General features: G+C 52.7%; 10 protein-coding genes and 3 pseudogenes. 9 read left to right on the top strand and 4 right to left on the bottom strand.

Annotation, left to right across the window (positions count from 1 at the left end):
* Positions 1 to 92: 92 nt before the first annotated feature.
* Entirely contained in the window at positions 93 to 1,217 is a 1,125-nt protein-coding gene (locus DBR02_RS06590; protein ID WP_023279877.1) for an alkene reductase, read from the bottom strand.
* 260 nt (positions 1,218 to 1,477) lie between these two features.
* Between DBR02_RS06590 and DBR02_RS06585 the strand changes: the two genes are divergently transcribed.
* The 5 genes from DBR02_RS06585 (at position 1,478) to DBR02_RS06565 (ending at position 6,192) form a co-directional block, all read left to right on the top strand.
* Positions 1,478 to 2,410: a LysR family transcriptional regulator gene (locus tag DBR02_RS06585; protein ID WP_158002126.1), complete on the top strand. Its 933-nt coding sequence runs from the start codon at positions 1,478 to 1,480 to the stop codon at positions 2,408 to 2,410.
* Between the two features lie 82 nt (positions 2,411 to 2,492).
* A complete protein-coding gene (locus DBR02_RS06580) occupies positions 2,493 to 3,368 on the top strand; it encodes an MBL fold metallo-hydrolase (RefSeq protein ID WP_017384065.1) in 876 nt (291 codons plus the stop codon).
* A 106-nt stretch (positions 3,369 to 3,474) separates the two neighbouring features.
* Complete coding sequence (locus tag DBR02_RS06575; RefSeq protein ID WP_023279882.1) at positions 3,475 to 4,326, top strand: DMT family transporter; 852 nt, start codon at positions 3,475 to 3,477, stop codon at positions 4,324 to 4,326.
* Between the two features lie 75 nt (positions 4,327 to 4,401).
* Complete coding sequence (locus DBR02_RS06570) at positions 4,402 to 5,238, top strand: helix-turn-helix transcriptional regulator (RefSeq protein WP_023279881.1); 837 nt, start codon at positions 4,402 to 4,404, stop codon at positions 5,236 to 5,238.
* Positions 5,239 to 5,532: 294 nt separating this feature from the next.
* Positions 5,533 to 6,192 (top strand): SDR family oxidoreductase, encoded by a 660-nt coding sequence (locus DBR02_RS06565; protein WP_007897903.1) that lies wholly within the window; start codon positions 5,533 to 5,535, stop codon positions 6,190 to 6,192.
* Between the two features lie 41 nt (positions 6,193 to 6,233).
* On the opposite strand, the pseudogene DBR02_RS06560 reads toward DBR02_RS06565, so the two are convergent.
* Positions 6,234 to 6,830: pseudogene (locus DBR02_RS06560) on the bottom strand (LysR substrate-binding domain-containing protein); the annotation flags it as partial.
* Between the two features lie 447 nt (positions 6,831 to 7,277).
* Entirely contained in the window at positions 7,278 to 7,604 is a 327-nt protein-coding gene (locus DBR02_RS06550) for a four-helix bundle copper-binding protein (protein ID WP_022649401.1), read from the bottom strand.
* Positions 7,605 to 8,035: 431 nt separating this feature from the next.
* Here DBR02_RS06550 and DBR02_RS06545 point away from each other — a divergent pair, with 431 nt between their 5' ends.
* On the top strand, positions 8,036 to 9,169 hold the full coding sequence (locus DBR02_RS06545) for a glutathione-independent formaldehyde dehydrogenase (RefSeq protein ID WP_022651297.1): 1,134 nt from the start codon (positions 8,036 to 8,038) through the stop codon (positions 9,167 to 9,169).
* 569 nt (positions 9,170 to 9,738) lie between these two features.
* A pseudogene (locus DBR02_RS06540) lies at positions 9,739 to 10,038 on the top strand (IS66 family transposase); the annotation flags it as partial.
* 71 nt (positions 10,039 to 10,109) lie between these two features.
* Here DBR02_RS06540 and DBR02_RS06535 read toward each other — a convergent pair.
* Complete coding sequence (locus DBR02_RS06535) at positions 10,110 to 12,761, bottom strand: excinuclease ABC subunit UvrA (RefSeq protein ID WP_012561117.1); 2,652 nt, start codon at positions 12,759 to 12,761, stop codon at positions 10,110 to 10,112.
* Positions 12,762 to 13,377: 616 nt separating this feature from the next.
* On the opposite strand from DBR02_RS06535, the pseudogene DBR02_RS06520 reads away from it, so the two are divergent.
* Positions 13,378 to 14,063, top strand: a pseudogene (locus tag DBR02_RS06520) (IS3 family transposase); the annotation flags it as partial.
* A gap of 672 nt (positions 14,064 to 14,735) precedes the next feature.
* Positions 14,736 to 16,244: a group II intron reverse transcriptase/maturase gene (gene ltrA, locus DBR02_RS06510; RefSeq protein WP_001189109.1), complete on the top strand. Its 1,509-nt coding sequence runs from the start codon at positions 14,736 to 14,738 to the stop codon at positions 16,242 to 16,244.
* Positions 16,245 to 16,292: the final 48 nt, after the last annotated feature.

Raw genomic sequence — 16,292 nt, 5'->3', positions numbered from 1 at the left:
CTCTGTCACTTGTCGCATTGAGGAATTGCAATGTTACGATACTTCTCTACGTTAAGCATCAGCTTTTGAAAAGCTGATGCTCATAAGAATGGTTAGCCAAAGGCGGGATAATCTGTGTAGCCTTTTGCCGTTCCACCATACATGGTTGTTGGATCGACCGGATTCAGTGGCCATTCATGATAAAGGCGCTGCGGTAAATCCGGATTAGCTATGAACGGGCGGCCAAATCCGATAATGTCTCCCCAGCCAGCACCGATAATCCGTTCGGCTTTTTCTTGCGTATATCGCCCGGCATACATAATTACACCGCTGAATAACTTACGGACTTCAGCTCTGAATGCTTCAGGCAATTCGGGAGCATCATCCCAGTCGGCTTCAGCAAGAGAAATATAGGCTATTCCGATTTCTTCAAGAATTTTAACGGCTTCGGTATAGGTTTCATGGGGATCATCTTCCACCAGGCCAAGATAGACCCTTACTTCATCCGTGGTCTGAAAGAGCGGAGCAAAACGGACTCCCACACGGTCTTTACCGACCACATCAGCGACAGCCTGCGTCACTTCGCGCAGAAACCGCAGCCGGTTATGTAATGAGCCACCATATTCATCCTCTCTTTTGTTGCTATGGGATGACATGAACTGGTTAACCAGGTATCCATTTGCACAGTGAATTTCCACACCGTCAAAACCGGCATCAAGGGCGTTCTGAGCTGCCCCGGCGTACATCCTGACAATCTCACTAATTTCCTCTTTTTCCAGTGCGCGGGGGCAGGAAGCGGTAGCCAGCGCACCCTCTCCCGGCCCGGTTTCGATGAATACCTTAACGTTTTCCCCTGCCGGTATCGCCGACGGAGCGACAGGCGAGGCGTTACATGGCTGCAGGGAGTTATGGGATACTCTTCCGACATGCCAGAGCTGGGCAAAAATGATGCCTTCTTTTTCATGCACTGCCCGCGTCACTTTCTTCCAGCCTTCCACTTGCCGTGAGCTGTAGATCCCCGGGGTCCACGCATAACCCTGCCCACGAGGTTCGATTTGTGTTCCTTCGGTCACCATAAACCCGGCACTGCTGCGCTGTGCGTAATATTCAGCCATCAGTTCGTTCGGAATATCACCCGGTTGTGAGCTCCGTGAGCGGGTTAAAGGCGGAAGTACAACACGATTCTTCAGGGTGTAGGGACCTAGTCTGGTGGGAGAGAACAGGTTTTTCGTCTTCATTACATATCCTGATATAGCGAATTTTCAATATCACTGAAACGCCATGTCTCAGCATTTACGACCTGGCATGTCGTCGTTCGGCCGATGTAGCCGCAGAACCACGACACTTTATTCCACATATTGAGATTTACCAATATCTAGATTTATAAAAATTATGATCGGATGAGCGGAACGGGGGGGTTGCCTGATGGCTCACAGAATCGGCATCATGAACCTAAATGGTTCTGATAATGTTATCGGAGATCCTGAACGGGAACGGTATGCGTCACGATTTTAATGACTATGTTGCATTCATGGCAGTAGCACAGGAGTGCAGTTTTTCACGGGCTGCTGTCCGCCTCGGGATCTCGGCATCCACGCTTTCACACACGATACGTCGTCTCGAGGAGCGCGTTGGCATGCCGTTACTTATGCGTACAACCAGGCGGGTGGCTGTCACCGAAGCCGGTAAACAATTATTACTGACGCTTGAACCCGGTCTTGCGCGCATTGAAGCGGGCGTGACAGCTCTTCAGAGACTGCGCCATACACCGGCTGGGCTGGTCAGACTTACGGTATCAGATCACATGATTCATGAATGTCTCTGGCCACGATTGTCACCGTTACTAAAAAAATATTCGGATATCAAGGTGGAAATGTCGCAGCAGAACGGTTTTGTCGACATTGTTGAGGGCAATTTTGATGCCGGAGTCCGAATTGGTGATGACATATTAAAGGATATGGTGGCCGTCCGAATCGCACCGGACATACGGTTTGTCGTCATTGGATCGTCCACCTATCTTGCAGAAAGAGGTCTGCCGCTACATCCCTCTCAGCTGGAAAAACATGACTGCATCAATATACGTCTGTCACCCACAGGCCCGCTGTATGGCTGGGAATTTGTCAGGCAGGGGGAGATTGTGAAAAAAGTGGACGGGCAGCTTACTTTTTCAAGCATTTATCCAATGCTTCAGGCAGTAAAAGATGGCTACGGCCTGGCCTACCTGCCGGAGTCTTCTGCCCTGGCGGGGATTGAGGCGGGACACTATTGTCGGGTGCTTGAGGACTGGTCAGAGGCTTTTCCCGCCGACATGATAATTCCAATAATGTCCATTACAGGCTCCGGTAAAGATAATACCGACACCTTACATGAGAAAGGCAAAAGCAATATAACCTGCTGTGCTCCGGATTTTAAGAATGAGCGGTTTACGTAGCAGGATGAGCAGTTCGAACCAGAAATTTCGTTACTATTGCTAAAGTAAAACCTGATGACCTCTAATCGTAACGGAGACCAATATGACTTCACAACTGAACTGGCAGGCCCCGGCTATCAATCGCAAAAAAGTAGGTGACATGACTGTGACCATGCTGAGTGATGGCTATCTGGACGTATCTTTTGAGCTGCTGTCTGGTATTGACGGCTCACGTGCCGAGGATTTACTGCAGAAGCGCGGTGTGCCAGCAGTACCCCGTATTAATATCAACGTCTACGTTATCCAGACGCCTGAGCGAACCATCCTGATTGACAGTGGTGCCGGAGGTATCAATGGCTGGGGCGGTCGGCTTCAGGTAGCCCTGGCCGCGGCAGGCATTGACCCGCTTCAGATTGATACCCTTCTCCTGACTCACGCGCATCCTGACCATATCGGCGGGCTTGCAGGCCCCCTGCAGACTCCCGTTTTCCGCAATGTTCAGCAGTTGTTTGTGCATGAGAAAGAACTCGCTTTCTGGCGTGATGAAACCATTTCCGCTGGCGCGCCTGACGCATTCAAGCCGTTCTTTGAAGTAGCAAGGAACGCCTTCAGCGCTTATGACGACAAACTGGTGCCATTCCGCGAGGAAGCGATTTTACCAGGTATTCAGACTGTACCGCTGTTCGGCCATACACCAGGACATACCGGTTATCTGCTGGGTGATGAAAAAGAGTCGCTGCTCATCTGGGGTGATATTGTTCACTTCCCGCACATTCAGGTTGCTCAGCCTGACGTTACTATCGCGTTCGACAGCGATCCTGCGGCGGCGGCGGCCATCCGTAGCAAAGTGCTTGACCGCGCAGCGAGCGATAACCTGGCTGTCAGTGGTATGCACTTCAACCTGCCTACTACCGGTAAGGTTATCCGTGAAGGTAACAGCTTCGCACTGAATTACGACCTGTGGTCACCCGCAGTCTGATCACCTTCCTTCCCGGTGCACACAATAGTGACCGGGAAGATCCCCTTTCATATCGCCCGACAAGAACCCACCTGCAATACTATGAATATCACTGCCTCACAAAAAAATGGCTCATTACTCTTGCGCCCTGGCTTTTTGTATTCCTCTGGAGTCAGGGTTTGTCGCAGCCAAATTTACCGTGCAGTACAGCGCGCCGTTTCATCTTTTATTCCTGCGTGGCGCATTTTCCTGTCTGGTCCTTCTGCTGCTTACACTGGGGTTCAGGGCCCGTTTTCCGTCCGGCAGAGGAATGGTTCGCAACCTGATTGTCGGACTTTTCCTGCAGAGCTTCTTTCTGGGCGGATGCTTTTATGCCATCCATCGTGGCATGCCGTCAGGCATTGTGGCGCTCATCACCGGCCTGCAGCCGGTACTGACTGCAATACTGGTTTCACTCATGCACCGTCAGTCCCTGCATCCCCGGAAATGGCTGGGTATTGCGATTGGCTTTGCGGGCGTTTTCCTGGTGCTCTCGCCAGGCCAGCATAGTTTTGCACTGGATCCTGTGGCTTTTGGGTCGGTCATGCTGGGGTTATTTGGCGTAACGATCGGAGCGCTTTATCAGCGCCGTGCTCAGGGAGATGGACATATCTTTGCGAACACGTTTTTACAGTACGTCACTTTGACAATATCGATGGGTGCAATTAGCCTGATGTTCGAATCTGCTCCGACGCAGTGGAGCTTATCATTTGCGCTGGGTCTGGGCTGGCTGGTTATTGGCGTATCGGTTCTGGCGATTATGTTGCTGATTTTTATGATACGAAGCGGTGAAGCAACCAAAGTCGCTACTTACTTTTACCTGGTTCCCATTCTCACGGCAGCTGAAGCGTGGTTGCTGTTTGGAGAGGCCATTACATTGCCCATGCTTGTGGGTATGGCAATAACTATAATCGGCCTGATTTTTGTCATCCGGGAATAGACAACCGCACGCGTCGCTGTATGCTTTTGTATATGGCGACGTATAATAGCGGTCAAAGTCAAATTCCGGATGAATATGCAAACAGTCAGCTTTTCCGATTCTCCCGTTGATGATCTCCTCGCTGAGCTTCTTACCCTGGCACGCTCCCGTTTTCCACTTCCCTGCGATTGCCTTCGCGCAGAACAGACGCATCAGGTAAAGAAGTTCGAGGTGGAAGGTGCGACCCTTTCCTTCCCGCTGGAAGGAGAATTCCGGTATCGTGAAAATGAGAAATGGCACCGGGTGATCCCGGGCGAGATTATGGTCGTCCCGAATGCCCGTAGCATCGATATAGAATATGCCCCTTCAGAACAAAGTGGTGAGTTTGTTGCCCTGAGCGTGGTGCTCGCGGAGGAACAGCTTGAAGCAGCCAGGCTGTTACTTGCCGCACCACCACCACAGGACACCGGCAGCATCGCAGCCATTTCCGTATCAGCTCTTCTTTCACCCCTTAACCGCTGGACAGCCGCAATGCGGGAAGGGAAGCGTCCGCTTTCCCTGCACGCCATGGTTGAAGTGGTGCTCTGGCTTTATGGCATGGGATACCATGCTTTGCTGCGAGCCCGGCAGCCAAGTCTGGCCATGAAAATCCGTCAGATGGTAGCGGACAAACCGGCTCATCCCTGGAGTGCTGCTGAAATTGAAGATCTGACGGGACTCAGTGGCCCCACGCTTCGGCGCCACCTGGCCAGTGAGTCAACCAGCTTACGCTCAGTTATCGCCGATGCACGTATCGCGGAGGCTCTCCGCCTGCTGATGACATCGACGCTGCCGGTAAAAACGGTCGCGGGGCGGGTGGGTTACAATTCACTATCGAGCTTCAGCAAGCAGTTTTCTGAACGCTATGGAATCGAACCTTCAGGGTTCCGCTGACTTCAGTTCGTTCAAGGTACACATTGCGTCCCTCGCACTTCAGTAACTTGCGTGGATCTTTCGAATATAACGGAAGATATTGGCCGGCATTGCGTGTAACCGGTTCAGGAGTTCTCATCGTGACGGGAGAGCTAAATCGGTACGGCTGTTGTTCTCAGCTATAAGAACAACTGAGTATCTGACCAGCTGTCTGGTGCTGGCAGCAGCATGCAGTGCAATCGGTCAGGCTCAAAGGAACTGACCTGATGTCAGGTTATAATTTCGGACACATCATAACCCCAGAAGGAGACAACTGTGGTTCATGTTTTCATTATCGGTGGTGCAGGCAAAATCGGCCAGCGTCTGTGCAGGATCCTTTCAGGTAGGGGGCATGCTGTTCGTGCCCTCTACCGTAAGCCAGAGCAGCAGGCATTGCTAGGCGAGCTGGGTGCTGAGCCCGTCAGTGGGAGCCTGACAGAGCTGGATGCAGCTGCGCTGGCGATGCACTTTGCAGGTAGTGATACAGTGGTGTTTACTGCCGGTGCCGGCGGTAAGGGGGGACAGGAGATGACCAATGCGGTCGACGGCGAAGGGCTGAAAAAGTCGGTAGCTGCCGCCCTCAGTGCCGGTGTGTCTCGCTTTCTGCTCGTTTCTGCATTCCCGGAGTCCGCACGGGGAGAAACCACTTCTGAATCATTCGAAAATTATATGCGTGTTAAAAAAATGGCCGATGTGGAACTAGCACAAAGCGAGCTTGACTGGGTGATCCTGCGCCCCGGCGCGCTGCAGGATAAGACTGGTACGGGTTATGTACGTGCCGGCCTGGCCATCCCGTATGGTAACGTGCCCCGTGATGACGTGGCGGCTACGCTGGCTGAACTCATTGAGCAACCTGCCGTCAGCCGCGTCATCATTGAGCTGACGTCTGGCGATGCTCCTGTCCGTGAAGCCATACAGAAGCTGGCGGGCCGATAAAAGGCAGCGCACGTACCAGCAGGCTGCAGGCCCCCAGGCGTTTACAATAAACTTTCCAGCCAGTCGGTAAACGCCCGTACTTTTCGGGAGAGATGGCGGTGCGGATACAGAAGTTACAGTTTGCGATTCGGGGACGTATTATCTGGCAGAACCTCTACCAACAGCCCGCGATCGAGATAAGGCTGCAAAAAAATATTCATGCCCTGTAGTATTCCCAGCCCCGCCAGGCCTGCTGCAATGTAGGCTTCTGAGTTATCCACGACAAGCCTGCCTGGAAGTTCAATTTCGGTGGAGCCCTCTGACGTCCCGAATGTCCAGGGCATAACTTGTCTGTTGCTGCTGTTAATCCAGTTGACGGCCTGATGCTGCTGCAACTCGTCCATTGTTTCCGGGGTGCCGTGTTGATCAAGATACGCAGGACTGGCGCAGGTCGTCATTTTAACGGTTCCCACCTCCTTTGCGATATAGTCGCCATCGTCCAGCTCCCCCACCCTCAGTATGCAGTCCAGGCCATCATGCAGCATATTCCGTCGGCGGTCTGAGCTGCTCAGGATAATTTCAATTCCGGGATGCTGGCGATAAAAATCAGGCAGGTTGGGTATAACAAGTAAAGCCGCAAACGCGACAGGCATATCTATGAGCGAATAGCGGGCGTCAAAATGATAGCGACAGGAAAGTTCTGCCATATTAAACATAACAACCCTTGGGCGCACCGCCGCAGGCGCCCTCAGCACGTTTCTGCGGCCTCCCGCCTGTTTCCGGCACCTTTCAAACGCCCCTGATGATTTCTGCGCGTCTGCATGGCTATGCAGTGAGATCTGCTCTCCACCGATTAGTGCATGCAGATTTTGGAAACGTCCAATTCTGGCACGAAGCGGTCACCCCGGCGGGGTGCAGTCCGCTGTCAGCGAAAACGGACATTGAGCCAATCAAATAATCTGTGCCAGAATTTGTCATTGAGGCTAGTACTTTCGAGTAGATCTATTTCCCGCCCGTACTCTTAAACTCATCTATCTCATCCTTCTACGACTTATTACCGGGAATATAAAACCCCGCCGAAGCGGGTTTGGTAATTTGAGTTTTTCTCAGGCGGCCATCTTTCTGCATTGTTCGGCGCAGTGATGACAAGCGCTTGAGCAATCCTGACAATGGTCATGTTCATGCTTTCCACACTCGTCACCGCACTTCTGACAAACATCAGCGCAAAGACGGCAAAGATCCTGGGCAGACCCGCTATTTAGTGTCATGAATTGAGCTGCAAGACGGCAGATATTTGCACACTGCATATCCAGTTTTATGCACTCGCGCATCATCTCCAGATTCTCTTCGTCGAGACACGAAGCCGCACAGTTATCACATGCCGTTGCACATAGATAACAGGCTTCGATGCATTTTTTGTATTCGTCTAACATAATTTCTCCTTAGCTAAGGTTACGTATTAAGCATGGAAGAGATAACTGATTATTCAAATTTTGAATTAGTTAATTACCTTTTCAGCATTTCATATCATTGATTCAAAGTGCATCTCTAGGGTTACCTAATTCACCTATGTCTACTTCTGGCACAATGCAGAAATGAGATAGATTTACTTTATCCGCTTCTCGCTCAAAGCTGTCCGTAATCCCTTGCCTGCTTAAAAAAACCGGATTAACGTGTGATGTTTTTACGTTTTCCAGGCAGCCTTCATCGGTAAGTACCTGTCTTACAGACTTCAATGCACTTAGTTAAGAAACATCCTAATCGTCCTTTCGCCGATCGCGAGATCTGTTATGGCAGCTAAACTCGATTGATACCCCAATCCGCGGGGCAGCATTTCCTTTCCGCACGCAAGAAGGAGAAGATCATGAAAGCAGTAATTTACAACGGTCCTTATGATGTAAAAGTAAAAGACGTACCGGATGCGAAAATTGTCCGCCCCACGGATGTACTCGTCCGCATCACCACCACCAACATTTGTGGGTCGGACTTGCACATGTATGAGGGCCGGACCAGCTTTGAACAGGGACGGATTCTGGGTCACGAAAACCTGGGTGAAGTGGTCGAAATTGGCTCAGGCGTTGAACGTATTAAGGTGGGCGACTATGTTTGTCTGCCGTTTAACGTGGGATGTGGTTTTTGCGAAAACTGTGAAAAAGGTCTGACCGGCTTTTGTCTCACTACCAATCCGGGTACGGCAGGCGCAGCTTATGGTTTTGCTGAAATGGGTCCCTGGGAGGGAGGTCAGGCGGAACTTCTTCGGGTGCCATTTGCCGACTTTAACTGCCTTGTTCTTCCCCCTGATGCGGCAGAAAAAGAAGATGATTATGTGATGCTCTCTGACATTTTTCCTACCGGCTGGCATGCAACAGAACTTGCCGGATTGAAGCCTGGTGAAAGCGTGGCCATTTATGGCGCGGGGCCGGTCGGTTTGATGGCAGCTCATTCGGCGATCATTAAAGGTGCTTCACAGGTGTTTGTGGTTGATACGCACACAGACCGGTTGGCTCTGGCTGAAAAAATGGGGGCGACGGGCATCAATGCTACTGGCGATGAAGCTGTACAAAAAATTCTCGACCTGACGGATGGACGCGGTACGGATTGTGGCTGCGAATGTGTTGGCTATCAGTGCTGTAACAAACATGGCCATGAAGATAACTCTGTTACCATGAACAGTCTTGTTGCGTCGACGAAAGCAACCGGGGGAATTGGTGTGGTTGGCGTCTTTATTCCTCAGGATCCGGGGGCTGAATCGGAGCTTGCCAGAGAGGGTAAGATGCCATTTGATTTTGGGAGTTTCTGGTTTAAAGGACAGGCAATCCGTACCGGCCAGGCGAACGTTAAGGCCTATAACCGTCAGCTGTCTCGCCTCATCCATCACGATAAAGCCAGTCCGGGCAAAATAATTTCTCATCGTCTTTCGCTTGAAGAGGCTCCTGCCGGATATAAGCACTTCGATGAGCGGGATGAAGGATGGACGAAGGTTATCCTTAAGCCTTAAATAGAGTTATCCGGTATGAGAAAGCAAAAACCGGGAAAGAATGTATGACTTTTGACAGGGTGCAATAAAATATCCTGTCAGGGCGTTATTATTCATACTTTCAGCTGCCAGGCGCTTCCATATCCAGACTTGTTCCCTGATTTTGCCGACGAGATAGCAAAATTAATACATTCAGGAGGAGGCATCTGCGGTTGATCTGTTCCGTATTTATTAACGCCCTGTGCTGTAAGTATTGTCTGCCTCTACCACATAGCAGACATGTGCGCAGGAACGGTCCGCTATGAGCGAAAAGCGGACTTCCGGTCCTTGCGCAAACTCCCGTTCCGAGAAGTTGCAGTTCACAAATCACCTGTTAAAGAAGGTATGGTAGCCCACAGCATTAATTTTGCTTCCATCTTCAGTCAGACTGGCCGGTACCGGCTTCCGATAAGTTTCGTCGGCTGAGGCCCGCTAAAGTAGAGAGGTCAAAAAATAACCTTGACGTACAATAATTTTCGATATCCAAACTGACCCCTAATTAGGTGGACACCTGATGACTGACTTAAAATTTCTATCACGCCAGCGTTACACATCCGCAGTCGCATCTTGCGGGGTTCAGCGGGGTGTTGCAGGCGGACGTGCACGTGCGGACGCCCTCTGACACCACGACCGAAGCGCTGTGCCGTATCGGCGAGCTGTATGGCATCGAGGCGGGCATCCGGGGCAAAAGCGCGGCGGAACGGCTGGCCATTCGGCAGGAAAAAGCGGTACCGCTGCTGACCGCGCTGGAGGGCTGGCTGCGTGAAAAGCAGAAAACGCTGTCACGGCACTCGGAGCTGTCGAAGGCGTTCGCGTACGCGCTGAACCAGTGGGATGCGCTGAAATTATACCTGCGGGAGATTACTGATACAGAACACGCCGGGAATGTGCCGCCATTGACGCAATGACGACACAGCCCTTTTTAACCGTTCCGTGAGAGTTCCCTGGCAATATACTGTGCGGTACGGCTTTCTTTGACCTGCGATACCTGTTCGGGAGTTCCTGCGGCAACCAGGCGTCCTCCCTCATGTCCCGCTCCAGGACCGATGTCGATAACCTGGTCTGCCTGAGTAACCGCCCGCATATCGTGTTCAATCATTATCACCGTATTTTCTGCATCAACAAGCCGCTGCAGCTGCACAAGGAGGCGGTCGGCGTCTGAAGCATGCAGGCCGGTTGTCGGTTCATCTAGGATATACAACGTGTGGCCACGTTGGCTACGTTGTAGTTCGGTTGCCAGCTTGATCCTTTGCGCCTCCCCTCCGGATAACTCGGTTGCTGGTTGTCCCAGACGCAGGTAGCCCAGACCAATTTCACTCAGCAGACGGAGGGGACGAGCCACTGGTTCTTCAGTCGCAAAGAACTGACTGGCTTCATCCACCGTCATATGCAGGACCTCCGCGATATTTTTGTCCTGCCAGCAGATCCTGAGAGTATCCCGGTTATACCGCGCGCCATGGCAGGTCGGGCACGGTGCATACACGCTCGGCATAAACAACAGCTCCACGCTGACGAATCCTTCACCTTCACAGGTTGCACAGCGGCCTTTTGCCACATTGAAAGAGAATTGACCCGCATCGTAATGATGGAGTTTGGCGTCAGTCGTTCCGGCAAAGAGCTTACGAACAGGATCAAACAACCCGGTATATGTCGCCAGGTTTGAACGGGGGGTCCTGCCTATCGGTTTCTGGTCAACCTGAACCAGACGCTTTACCAGTCCGGTATCACCGGTCAGGGTACCGTACGTTTTCTCCGTTACGGATGGCCCCTCAGCGTCGCTGGCTTCGGAAAGCACGTCTTCTGGCTCACCGCCAAGTGAAGAAAGCACCAGTTCCGGTAAGGCCTGGGCAATCAGACTGGATTTACCGGAGCCAGAGACTCCCGTCACGGCTGTCAGCACACCCAGAGGAATATCAACATCGATCCACTTAAGATTGTGGCGATGGATCCCCTGCAGTTTCAGCCACCCGGATGGGATACGGGCAAAAGATTGTGGTGGCCGGACTTCATCAAATAAATAACGCGCGGTACGAGATTGGGTGACGGCTTTCAGATCTTCAGGAATACCACTGTAGAGAACATGTCCTCCCTGTTCACCAGCCGACGGTCCCACATCAACAAGCCATTGCGCCCGTCGCATCAGGTTAAGATCATGTTCAACGACAAACACCGAGTTGCCGGCATCACGAAGGTTCTCAAGCGCATCGTAAAGCGCTTTACTGTCTGAGGGGTGCAGACCCGCAGACGGTTCATCAAGAACATAGACCACACCAAACAGCATCGAACTGAGTTGCGTGGCAAGACGCAGTCGCTGAAGCTCTCCTGCAGATAGAGTTGGGGTTGCTCTGTCCAGCGTAAGATAACCCAGCCCCAGCTTCTGCAACTGATACAACCGGGCCATGACACCACCGGTCAGCCGTTGTGCCGCCAGTCGTTTCTCTTCCGATAACGCCGATGTCCGGCAGACATCGGCGTTATCGGAATGGACCGCTTTTCCGGATGCAGCACGCTCTGTCAGATCCCGACGGGTGATATCCCTGTCGGCATCTGCGCCGGCGTGGTGGGCACTGAAATCCCCCCGGGAGATTGGAAGGAGCAATTCCGCCAGCTGGTCTAAGGGCATCTGCATAAATTCACCAATGTCCACACCGGCAAAGGTGACGGACAATGATTCTGACTTCAGTCTTTTCCCGTGACAGACCGGACACAGCTTGCCTTCCATAAAACGGGAGACTCGTTTTCTCATCAACGCGCTTTGCGTGCTGGCGAAGGTATGTAGCACATAACGACGTGCCCCGGTGAAGGTCCCCATATAACCCGGCGTCATTTTTTTCCTGACGGCTTCGCGCGTATCTTCCGGACTCAGTCCCGGGAAAACCGGTACAGTGGGGGTGTCTTCGGTAAAAAGGATCCACTGACGGTCTTCCGCTGGCAGATTTTTCCAGGGAGTGTCGATGTCATACCCCAGCGTCACCAGAATATCCCGCAGATTCTGTCCGTGCCAGGCCGGGGGCCAGGAAGCAATAGCCTTTTCACGGATACTAAGTGAGGGATCGGGCACCATCAGTGTTTCAGTTACCTCATAGATATGGCCCAGACCATGGCAAGAAGGGCATGCCCCCTGCGGCGTGTTGGGAGAAAAATCCTCGGCATACAGCATCGGTTGTCCGGCAGGATAAGCGCCCGCCCGTGAGTACATCATTCGCACCAGACTGGATAAGGTGGTCACGCTGCCGACAGAGGAGCGCGCGTTACTGGCACCGCGTTGTTGCTGAAGCGCAACGGCTGGCGGCAGTCCGTCAATGGCATCCACATCCGGAACCCCGACCTGATCAATGAGGCGACGAGCGTAGGGGGCAACCGATTCAAAGTAGCGCCGTTGCGCCTCAGCATAAATGGTGCCAAAGGCCAGTGAAGACTTACCCGAGCCTGACACACCCGAAAAAACAACCAATGCGTTGCGCGGAATGGAAACATCCACCTCTTTAAGGTTGTTCTCGCGAGCACCGCGAATCACAACTGAATTGTTGTCGTCAGTCAGGATGGGATGATAACCGAAAAGTTTCTTTGCCATAGAATTTCCTGTGCTAGGTGTGTCCGCTCTTAATAAGGCCACCTCTTGTGACGGTATCTGGTGTGCCGGACCGCTCGATCAGAAAGCCCGTCGAAAAAAGCGTTTGTGTGACTGGAAACAGATTGCTGAAGCTGGGCCCGGTGGTACCATGTGGGACACCGCTGAAGTTTCAGCGGTACCCTGCGGATCCGCCTTCTGTATGAGAACTGGCTGGCGGCGTACCCGGGACCGGAGATTTGGCTCCCGTGATAATGCGGGCTCCCCGGTACGCGACGCTGTGGTTCCAGACCCAGCTGATGGCGACACTCAGGCGGTTTCGGGTACCAATTAAAAAATACAGATGAATAATGCACGTGATTTCATATGTCATTTCCTTTCATTACAGTTTTAGACCCCATCAGACATCTGCCTGGCAGAGTTAACGGAGATAGGAGCGGACTATCGAAATGGTGTCGTCGATTGACCTCTTCTGCGACTCATTTCGTTTGCCCGTATCGGGGAATTCCTCCCGAAGATAGCTTTCCAGAACAACCGCCATCAGGTCGTTAACGGCTCCCTGGACTGACCCCGCCCCGGTAGACGATCCTGCCCTATAGTTTGAGTATAGGAGGAGCGTATGGGCACACCACGATTTACACCTGAATTTAAGGAAGAAGCCGTCCGTCAGATAACGGAACGCGGTTATTCCGTCGCCTAAGTATCTGAGCGTCTGGGCGTCTCTGCACACCGCCTCTACAAGTGGCTACGGGCTATCAAACCTGATAACAGCGAGCAGCATGCCCGGGATTTACTGGAAGCTAAAAGCGAGATCCTGAAACTCCGGGCGCAGCTAAAACGCACCGAAGAAGAACGGGATATCCTGAAAAAGGCCGCGCGGTACTTTGCAAAGGAGCCCGACTGAAGTACCGCTTTATCAATGAGCACCGAACTGTATGGGGTGTGATGACGATGTGTCGGGTACTGAATGTCGCCCGGGCCGGGTTCTATGCGTGGCTGCATAACCCTGTCTCGGCGCGTGATAAAGATAACCAGCGCCTGCTGATGCTTATCCGCGACTCATATTCCCTGAGCGGAGGCGTATACGGTTACCGGCGGGTTCATGGCGATCTGAACGAAATCGGGGAAACCTGTGGTAGAAACCGGGTGGGTCGGATCATGCAACTGGACCGGATTAAAGCTGTGCGCGGCTATAAAGCGCCACGTCGTATCGCTGGCAGGCCTTCAGTCGTTGCTCCTAATCTCGTGCAGCGGCAGTTCACCGTTGTCCGGGCCACCCAGGTCTGGGTCACCGATATTACTTATAGTGTGCCCGGAGTTCAGGGCGGGCATGGATGCTTAAATGAACCGCGAGTCTGTCTGGAATATTGAACCGGTAACTCACGATGAGAAACCCAACAATCCCACCGGGTGTGACGGTGGAGAACCTGAGCGGCAGTGACCTGCGGCATGCCCGCAGGGTGATGTAACCCGCTGACAACGGGGATTGAGGCGAGATCACTAAGCCGAGATGATCCTCAAGGTTAAGTACTGAAAGGCTGAAGAACATGAACCCGTTAATCCGCCTCTGTGGGTTGAAAACGTCACCACGGCCTACGTGATCTGACAGGCCGTGCAGGAGGAACTGGCAGTGATACGTAAGCACTGCCGGTCGAAGGTGTTTTGACATGTATGCGAAACACCGGGGCAGCAGCGTCTATCACGCTTGCGTTGCTGACTTCTGCCAACTTGCGGCAAGCAAGGATAAAGAGTGCGACGGGCAGCCTCCTCAGTATGCCTGAGTCCAGGCAGGTAAACCGGGGAAGGTCAGCGACGGATGTTAAGGGGGCATGGCTCCGATGACGCGCTGGCTGGCGGAGCTTCCGTAGTAGTCCGCGATGGGGAAAGCCCATTACATGGCGAAGGGAAGCAGTTTGAATGTGTTTGCGACGTGAATTAACTGACCTAACGAGGTGAAGACCTTTGATAATCAGCGAAATGCAACGCAAGCTTGCCACATGGGCGGCCACCGATCCGTCCCTACGGATTCAACGGCTGCTGCGTCTGATAACACAACCAGAATGGCTGGCTGAAGCGGCGCGGATCACGCTTTCATCAAAGGGGGCGCATACCCCCGGCGTTGATGGCGTGAACAAAACAATGCTACAGGCCAGACTGGCTGTTGAGCTGCAAATCCTCAGGGATGAATTACTCTCAGGCCACTACCAGCCCTTGCCCGCCAGACGGGTTTACATCCCTAAAAGCAACGGCAAACTGCGACCACTGGGTATCCCCGCGTTGCGGGATCGTATTGTTCAGCGGGCCATGCTGATGGCGATGGAGCCGATATGGGAGAGTGATTTTCATACGCTCTCATATGGCTTCCGGCCTGAGCGCAGTGTCCACCACGCGATCCGCACGGTGAAATTACAGCTCACAGACTGCGGTGAAACCCGGGGACGCTGGGTGATTGAAGGCGACCTGTCCAGTTACTTCGACACCGTACATCATCGACTGCTGATGAAGGCTGTACGCCGCAGGATCAGTGACGCACGTTTCATGACTCTGCTGTGGAAAACCATCAAGGCGGGACATATCGATGTCGGTCTCTTTCGGGCGGCCAGTGAAGGTGTGCCACAGGGCGGTGTTATATCGCCGCTATTATCGAACATCATGCTGAATGAGTTCGATCAATACCTGCATGAGCGCTACCTGAGCGGGAAAGCCAGAAAAGATCGGTGGTACTGGAATAACAGTATCCAACGGGGCCGAAGTACGGCGGTCAGAGAAAACTGGCAGTGGAAACCCGCGGTGGCGTACTGCCGCTATGCCGATGATTTTGTCCTCATCGTCAAAGGCACCAAAGCACAGGCGGAAGCCATCAGGGAGGAGTGTCGGGGTGTGCTCGAAGGCAGTCTGAAACTCAGGCTGAACATGGATAAGACTAAAATCACCCATGTTAATGACGGCTTTATCTTTCTGGGGCACAGGATCATTCGCAAACGCAGTCGTTATGGCGAGATGCGAGTGGTCTCAACGATCCCGCAGGAGAAAGCCAGAAACTTCGCCGCATCGCTGACAGCACTGTTATCAGGCAACTACAGTGAAAGCAAAGTCGATATGGCTGAACAACTCAACCGAAAACTGAAAGGCTGGGCCATGTTCTATAAGTTCGTTGATTTTAAGGCCAAAGTCTTCAGTTATATCGACCGTGTCGTGTTCTGGAAGCTGGCTCACTGGCTGGCCCGCAAATACCGTACAGGTATCGCTTCCCTGATGAGGTGGTGGTGTAAATCACCGAAACCGGGTCAGAGCAAAACGTGGGTTTTATTTGGTAAAACCAATCACGGCAAGCTCAGCGGCGAAATACTGTACCGGTTGGTGGGGCAAGGCAAGAAGCTGTTCCGCTGGCGGCTACCCGAAGGTAATCCCTATCTGAGGACGGAGACCAGAAACACGTATACATCGCGCTTTACAGAAGTGGCAATGGCGTTCGCCAGCATTTAAATGGAGAGCCGGATGCGCTGAAAGGTGCACGTCCGGTTCGGGGAGGAG

The sequence above is a fragment of the Enterobacter cloacae complex sp. genome (genome assembly GCF_900322725.1).
Lineage (GTDB): Bacteria > Pseudomonadota > Gammaproteobacteria > Enterobacterales > Enterobacteriaceae > Enterobacter > Enterobacter quasihormaechei.
Note: the sequence above shows the minus strand (reverse complement) of the source record. Positions and strands in the feature narration are given on the sequence as shown.

Bases quoted from the DNA above. Each gene is read 5' to 3' on its own strand.
- DBR02_RS06590 (WP_023279877.1), bottom strand. From the start codon at position 1,217: ATGAAGACGAAAAACCTGTTCTCTCCCACCAGACTAGGTCCCTACACC.
- DBR02_RS06585 (WP_158002126.1), top strand. From the start codon at position 1,478: ATGCGTCACGATTTTAATGACTATGTTGCATTCATGGCAGTAGCACAG.
- DBR02_RS06580 (WP_017384065.1), top strand. From the start codon at position 2,493: ATGACTTCACAACTGAACTGGCAGGCCCCGGCTATCAATCGCAAAAAA.
- DBR02_RS06575 (WP_023279882.1), top strand. From the start codon at position 3,475: ATGGCTCATTACTCTTGCGCCCTGGCTTTTTGTATTCCTCTGGAGTCA.
- DBR02_RS06570 (WP_023279881.1), top strand. From the start codon at position 4,402: ATGCAAACAGTCAGCTTTTCCGATTCTCCCGTTGATGATCTCCTCGCT.
- DBR02_RS06550 (WP_022649401.1), bottom strand. From the start codon at position 7,604: ATGTTAGACGAATACAAAAAATGCATCGAAGCCTGTTATCTATGTGCA.
- DBR02_RS06545 (WP_022651297.1), top strand. From the start codon at position 8,036: ATGAAAGCAGTAATTTACAACGGTCCTTATGATGTAAAAGTAAAAGAC.
- DBR02_RS06535 (WP_012561117.1), bottom strand. From the start codon at position 12,761: ATGGCAAAGAAACTTTTCGGTTATCATCCCATCCTGACTGACGACAAC.
- ltrA (WP_001189109.1), top strand. From the start codon at position 14,736: ATGCAACGCAAGCTTGCCACATGGGCGGCCACCGATCCGTCCCTACGG.